The sequence below is a fragment of the Rhizobium sp. 10PS4 genome, assembly GCF_032464805.1.
GTDB classification, from domain to species: Bacteria; Pseudomonadota; Alphaproteobacteria; order Rhizobiales; family Rhizobiaceae; genus Rhizobium; species Rhizobium laguerreae.
Genome location: NZ_JAWDIW010000003.1, coordinates 485,346 through 492,271 on the forward strand (window position 1 = coordinate 485,346; position 6,926 = coordinate 492,271).

Sequence of the window (6,926 nt, forward strand, 5' to 3'; positions counted from 1 at the left end):
TTGTCGGACAATGTTGCTTCTTCCTCGATAATCTTCTCGCATGGCAGAACATATTCCACTAGCATTTTTTGCACCGCCGCATCGATGCGGCAGTGCGGGAGATTTCGGCCATGCTCTACCAGGCCTATCAGTTCCAGGATGATCTCATCGCGCCGCTCCGCGATCTGGCGCGGCGCCTGCAGATCTTCTCCGCGACAGCGCTCTGGGGATCCGGCAGCGAAATGGGACGGCACTTCGCCGCCGCGCTGGAGATGATCTCACGCTTCGAGATCACCCACCAGCGTCCGGATTTCGCTATAGACTCGGTCATGATCGGCAATCGCGTGGTGCCCGTCACCGTCGAGACCGTACTCGACATGCCCTTCGGCACGCTGCTGCACTTTGCAACGGACACCGATGCAAAGCGGCCGCGGGTGCTGGTCGTCGCACCGCTGTCCGGCCATTTTTCCACGCTGCTGCGTGGCACCGTGCAGACTCTGCTGCGCGACCACGACGTCTACATCACTGACTGGGTCAACGCCCGTGACGTGCCGCTGTCGGCCGGACGCTTCGGCATGGACGACTATGTCGATTACATCATGCATTTCCTGGAGGAAATCGGCCCCGGCGCTCATATCCTCGCCGTCTGCCAACCCTGCGTACAGGCGCTGGCCGCCGTTGCCGTGATGTCGGAAGAGCGGCATCCCGCCACCCCGCGGACCATGACGCTGATGGCCGGGCCGATCGATCCGCGCGAAAGCCCGACGAAGGTCAACGAACTTGCCGTATCGAAGTCGCTCGCCTGGTTCGAGAACTCGCTGATCACGGGCGTTCCTTGGCGTTATCGGGGCGCCGGGCGGCGGGTCTATCCCGGCTTCCTCCAGCTCGTCGCTTTCATGTCGATGAACATGCAGCGCCACCAGGACGCTCATCGCAGGCTCTACGACCATCTGGCGAAGGGCGAGACGGCCGAAGCCGGCAAGATCAAGAAGTTCTACGACGAATATTTCGCCGTGCTCGACCTCACCGAAGAATTCTACATCGAAACCATCGAACGCGTCTTCCAGAAGGCGGAACTCGCGACCGGCGACCTCACCCACCATGGCCGCAAGGTCGACCCGGGCCAGATCCGCAACACGGCGCTTTTGACCGTCGAGGGCGGCCGCGACGACATCTGCGCGCTCGGCCAGACGTCGGCCGCGCACGATCTCTGTCGTTCGTTGCGCCCGCATCTGAAGCGCCATCATCTTCAGGCCAATGTCGGACATTACGGCGTCTTCAGCGGCCGCCGCTGGGAGGGGGAAATCTACCCGGTCGTGCGCAACATGATCCTGGCGATGGAATAGCGCTCGTCAGATCCGAAACGCGATGGCGAGTCTACCGATCGGCCATGACCAGGTGGCCCGGCCCGACTTCGCGATAAGACGTGCTCGCAGGCTGATAGTCGACGGCGCGCATCGGGCTCTTGATTTCGTCATTCGCCACCATCCGCTTTTCATGGCGACGGTCCGGATCGGGCACGGGCACTGCCGCGATGAGTTTCTTCGTATAGGGATGCTGCGGATTTTCGAAGACCGCGGATCGCGGGCCGATCTCGACGATCTCGCCGAGATACATCACCGCCACACGGTGGCTGACGCGTTCGACCACCGCCATATCGTGCGAGATAAACAGGAAGGCAAGGTTGAGGCTCTGCTGCAGGTCGAGCATCAGGTTGATGACCTGTGCCTTGATCGAGACGTCGAGCGCCGAGACACTTTCATCGGCGACGATGACCTTCGGCTGCAAGGCAAGCGCGCGGGCAATGCAGATACGCTGGCGCTGGCCGCCGGAAAACTCGTGCGGATAACGCGCGGCCATCTCCGGTAACAGGCCGACCTTCACCAAAAGATCGGCGACGACGTCTTTCGCCTGCTTCGAATTACCCATCCTGTGTTCGAGATAGGGTTCGGCGATCGCGGCACCAACCGTCATGCGCGGATTGAGGCTGGCAAAGGGATCCTGAAAGATCATCTGTACGGATTTGCGCATGTCGCGCAGATCCTTCCGGTCGAGGCCGAGCACCTCCCTGCCCTCGACCAGAACGGAACCGGCCTGCGGCTCGATGAGCCGCATGATGGCGCGGCCGGTCGTCGACTTGCCGCAGCCGGATTCGCCGACGAGCGACAGGGTCTCGCCGGCATGAAGATCGAAGGAGACGTTTTCGACCGCATGCACCCTGCTGGTCAGCCGGCCGAACAGGCCGGAATGAATGTCGAAGCGCTTGGTGAGGTTCTTCACCTGTAGGACAGGCGTCGCTGCCACCGTATCGGCGACCTCGGCGGGAATATCCGATTCACCCGTTGCGGTATTGACCACGGGAAAGCGCAGCGGCCTTTGCCTGCCCTGCATGGAGCCGAGCACCGGCACGGCTGAAAGCAGCGCTCTCGTATAGGGATGTTTGCCGCGGTGAAAAATATCGGCGGTGGCGCCGCTTTCCACCTGTTCGCCGCGATACATCACCACCGTCCGGTCGGCGATCTCGGCGACGACGCCCATGTCGTGGGTGATGAAGAGAACGGAGGTCCCCTCCTCATCCTGCAGCATCTTGATCAGGTCGAGAATCTGGCCCTGGATGGTGACGTCGAGCGCCGTCGTCGGCTCGTCGGCGATCAGCAATTTCGGCCGCGAGGCAAGCGCCATGGCAATCATCACCCGCTGGCGCATGCCGCCGGAGAAACGATGCGGATATTCGCCGAAGCGCGAGGCAGCCGAGGGGATGCGGACCTTTTCCAAGAGCCGGATCGTCTCGGCTTTGGCATCGGCCCTGCTCATATCGGAATGGCAGAGCAGCGCCTCGGATATCTGGTCGCCGATGGTGAAGAGCGGATTGAGCGATGTCATCGGCTCCTGGAAGATCATCGCCACCTCGTTGCCGCGCACCTGCCGCATGGCATTTTCCGACAAGGCCAGAAGGTCGCGTCCGCCGAGCATGACGCGGCCCTCGACACGGCTCGTATCCGCCTGCAGCAGCCGCATGATCGAGAGCGAGGTGACGCTCTTGCCCGAACCGGATTCGCCGACGATCGCCACCGTCTCCGCTGGCGCCACCGTGAAAGAAACATCGCGTACGACCGGTTTCCAGACGCCGTCCACCAGAAAGGAGGTCGTCAGCCTGTCGACGGAAAGAACGTCGGTCGTCGTCTGGATCGGTTTCGTTTGGGCGCTGGCCATTTACTGTTCCTCTTGCGGCGGATGAGCGGCGGCGGTTCAATCCGGCCAGCGCAGCACACCGTCGAAACGGTGCCTGCTGCGGTTTTCGATCGGCGTTGCGATGATCTCGTTGGAGGCGCGCGCCTTGTCGAGTTCCTGCGCCAGGCGCTCCGCCACGATCGTCTCCTCGCCCGGGTGCAGATTGCACGGGTCGAGATAGAAATAGCGGTGCTCCACCTCATGATCGCGCACGATGATCGGCGGGTTGCCCTTGGCAAGCGCATCGGCCAGATCCCAGGCGGTGATATGGGCTTGCTCGGGATCGACGATCAGGCGCAGCCGATCGAGCGGATTGTTGGTCGGATCAGGCTCGATCAGCGCGGTGAGGCCAGTGCGGCCGTCGAGCGTGCGCTTCCACAGGTTGAGATAGCCGGTCTCGCGTTCCCGGATGCCGGCATGGTCGCGGTTTTCCCAGGCTTCGAGTGCCGCCATGACGCCGAAGATGCTCTCCTTGCCGACCTTCATGCCGCGGCCGATGCCCATGTTCTGCAGGAAGGCATGGCGCACCAGCTCCTTCCTGCCGGCAACGATACCCGAGGTCGGGCCGCCGAGGAATTTGTGGCCGGAGTAGAGCGCGATATCGGCTCCCTGCTCCAGGAAGATGCGCAGGTCATATTCCGAGGCCGCGTCGACGATGACGGGCACGCCCTTGGCATGGGCGATCTCGACGAATTCCTTGAGGTTCAGCAGGCCGTAGTCGACAACATGGTGGGAGACGACATAGACGGCGGCGGCGGTCTTGTCGGTGATGGCGTTTTCCATGTGGAAGCGGTGCGTCGAGGTCGCCTGCCCCACAAGCACGACCTTGCCGCCGGCAAGCCGGATCGCCTGGTCGACCGGGGCGCCGTAACTGACGACATGGCCCATCTGCACCAGCACCTCGTTCTTCTCCGACACCACATCCGGCAGCTTCTCGATCGCCAGCAGGTTATTGCCGGTGATTGCGCCGGCGACGGCAAGCGAAATGCCGGCCGAGCAGGAGGCGGTGACGAAGCCCGCCTCGCCGCCGGTCAGCCTTGCGATGACGGCGCTTGCCTTGCGCTGCAGGTCGTTGATCTCGACAAAGTGCGGCAGGATCGATGCCATCGCGCTGATCGCTTCGGCAACGACGATCGAGGCGCCGAGGCTGGTCATCGTGCCCGATACATTGATGACAGGGCGAAGGTCAAGCGATGGGCGGATATCAGTGGACATGGAGATCTCCAGGATTCTGGGTCGAAAAACGAAACATGGGGCGGTCGATCAACTGTGTCGAACTCCCGTCAGCCGTGCAAGGCGACGATCGCCTCGATCTCGACGGTGATGTTGCCGGGCAGCGAGCCGAAGCCGACGGCCGAGCGGGCATGTTCGCCCGCCGGCCCGAAGACTGCGATCAACAGATCCGAGCAGCCGTTGATGACGCTTGGATGATCCTCGAAATCAGGCACGGCATTGACCATGCCGAGCAGCTTGACCACCCGCTTGACGCGGGCGAGATCGCCCAGCGCATCCTGCATGACGGCAAGCAGATTGATGCCGGTCAGCCGCGCGTGACCGTAGGCCTGCTCGACACTGACCCCACCGCCGACCTTGCCGGCATGCATGAAGCCGTCGGCCTCGCGCGGGCCCTGCCCGGAGAGATAGAGCATATTGCCTTCGATCACGTGCGTCACGAAATTGGCGATCGGCGGCGGCGGCGGCGGAAGCGTTATGCCGAGGGCCGCAAGCCGTTCGTAAGGCGAGTTCTCGACTTTGCCGGCGGCGGTAGGAAACTGATTCACGCAAACTCCTGTCATGCAATTTTCGATTAGGCGAATTTCGATTGGGCCGACGCTTGGTCGGCGGATTAAAGATCCTTGCGCAGTCTTGGATCGAGCATGTCCCTGAGGCCATCGCCGACCATCTGCAGCGACAGCACGGAGAGGATGATGGCGACACCCGGAAACAGCGTCATCCAGTCGGCCTGGCCGATATATTGGCGGCCGGCGGCAATCATCGTTCCCCAGGTCGGGATTTCGGGGCTGACGCCGAGGCCGAGGAAAGACAGGCCGGCTTCGGCAAGCATCGCGCTGGCGAATAGGAACGTCGCCTGCACGAGGATCGGCGACAGCAGATTTCGCAGCACATGCCGCGTCATGATATGGAAGGTCGAAATGCCGAGCGCCCTCGCCGCCTCGACATAGGGGAGTTCACGAATGACCAGCGTCGATGCGCGCACGATGCGGGCAAGCCGCGGCGCATAGACGATCGACAGCGCGATGATCACCGTCGTCAACGACGGGCCGAGGGCGGCGACGAGCGCGATTGCCAGCAAAATATCGGGGAATGCCATCATCGCATCGATCAATCGGGCGATCGGCGTGTCGAGCTTCTGGAAAAAGCCGGCAAGCAGGCCGAGCGTCACTCCGATCACGGCCGACAAGGTCACAACAGCCGCACCGACGAGCAGCGACAGGCGGCCGGCGAAGATGGTGCGTGAGAAGACGTCGCGGCCGAATTCGTCGGTGCCGAAGACAAAGGTGCCGCTCGGCGGTTTCAGCCGGTTGACGATGGAAAGCTTCGACGGCGAATAGGGCGCGACAAGAGGCGCGAAGACTGCCAGAAGCACGAAAATTGTCAGGATCAGCAGGCCAAAGGCGACCGTCTTGCGCTTCAGCAGGCGCCTGGCGAATTTGCTGCCCTCACCTTCGACTGATTTGATTGCGATATCGGCCATCAGTAGCGCACCCTCGGATCAACAAGCAGATAGAGCATGTCGATCGCAAAATTGATCAGCACGTAGAGCGCGGCGATGACGAGCAGCGCGCCCTGGATGACGGGATAATCGCGGCGTAGCACCGCCGAGACGACGAGGTTGCCGACACCGGGCAGCCCGAAGACGGTCTCGGTGACGACGGCGCCTGAAATCAGGACCGCTGTCGTCAGGCCGATCACCGTCAGGATCGGGATCAGCGCATTCTTCAGCGCGTGCTTGAGGATCACCCGACGCTCGATCAGCCCCTTGGCGCGGGCCGTACGGATATAATCGTCGCCGAGCACATCGAGCATCGACGCGCGAGTGAAACGCAGGATCAGCGCCGAGGAGACGATGCCGAGCGCAAAGGCAGGCAGCGTCAGGTGATACATGCGCTCGAAAAAGGTCGAGCCCGGACCGCCATAACCCGAGACCGGGAAGAGGTTGAGCCTGACGGCGAAGAACTGCATCAGGATCAGGCCGAGCCAGAAGCTCGGAATGCTGGCGGCAAACATCGCAAGCGTCGTTGCTGCCTGGTCTATGAAGGAACCGCGCCGATAGGCGGCATAGATGCCGATCGGCAAGGCGATGATGCTGGCGATGGCAAGTGAGAACAGTGTCAGGAAGAAGGTCGGCTCGGCCCGATCGAGCAAGGCCGAGGTGACAGGCATGTTGAGGAAGATCGACTGGCCGAGATCACCTCTCAGCATCTGGCCGATATAATAGACATATTGCAGGCCGAGCGACTGATCGAGGCCGAGCCGGGCCCTGAGGTCGGCAATATCCTGCGGCGTCGCATCCGGCCCGAGCATCACGGCGGCCGGATCGCCCGGGGTCACGCGCACGATGACGAAGACGATCGTGACGACGAGAAACATCACGACGATCATGCCGAACAGGCGCTGGAGGATGTAGCGTATCATCCGAACCATGCTCCAGCGCTTGGTCCATGTGGCATCGTAGCGGAATCCGCCGATCCTCT

6 protein-coding genes are annotated in these 6,926 nt (G+C 62.3%); 1 reads left to right on the forward strand and 5 read right to left on the reverse strand.

Features of this window, described 5'->3' with window-relative positions; genetic code table 11:
* The first annotated feature begins 110 nt into the window (after nucleotides 1-110).
* Complete coding sequence (locus RWJ89_RS08045) at nucleotides 111-1,325, forward strand: polyhydroxyalkanoate depolymerase (RefSeq protein WP_131640568.1); 1,215 nt, start codon at nucleotides 111-113, stop codon at nucleotides 1,323-1,325.
* 31 nt (nucleotides 1,326-1,356) lie between these two features.
* Here RWJ89_RS08045 and RWJ89_RS08050 read toward each other — a convergent pair whose 3' ends face one another.
* The 5 genes from RWJ89_RS08050 to RWJ89_RS08070 form a co-directional block, all read right to left on the reverse strand.
* Nucleotides 1,357-3,192, reverse strand: coding sequence for an ABC transporter ATP-binding protein (locus tag RWJ89_RS08050; protein ID WP_316029208.1), 1,836 nt, complete (start codon nucleotides 3,190-3,192; stop codon nucleotides 1,357-1,359).
* Nucleotides 3,193-3,228: 36 nt separating this feature from the next.
* Nucleotides 3,229-4,425 (reverse strand): aminotransferase class V-fold PLP-dependent enzyme, encoded by a 1,197-nt coding sequence (locus RWJ89_RS08055; RefSeq protein WP_316030812.1) that lies wholly within the window; start codon nucleotides 4,423-4,425, stop codon nucleotides 3,229-3,231.
* A 68-nt stretch (nucleotides 4,426-4,493) separates the two neighbouring features.
* Complete coding sequence (locus RWJ89_RS08060; protein ID WP_221999296.1) at nucleotides 4,494-5,006, reverse strand: RidA family protein; 513 nt, start codon at nucleotides 5,004-5,006, stop codon at nucleotides 4,494-4,496.
* 50 nt (nucleotides 5,007-5,056) lie between these two features.
* Nucleotides 5,057-5,926, reverse strand: coding sequence for an ABC transporter permease (locus tag RWJ89_RS08065; RefSeq protein ID WP_222061390.1), 870 nt, complete (start codon nucleotides 5,924-5,926; stop codon nucleotides 5,057-5,059).
* The gene (locus RWJ89_RS08070) at nucleotides 5,926-6,867 is read right to left on the reverse strand and encodes an ABC transporter permease (RefSeq protein WP_222061389.1); all 942 of its coding nucleotides are present in this window, start codon (nucleotides 6,865-6,867) and stop codon (nucleotides 5,926-5,928) included. The genes RWJ89_RS08065 and RWJ89_RS08070 overlap by 1 nt, the downstream gene beginning before the upstream one ends.
* Nucleotides 6,868-6,926 lie beyond the last annotated feature (59 nt).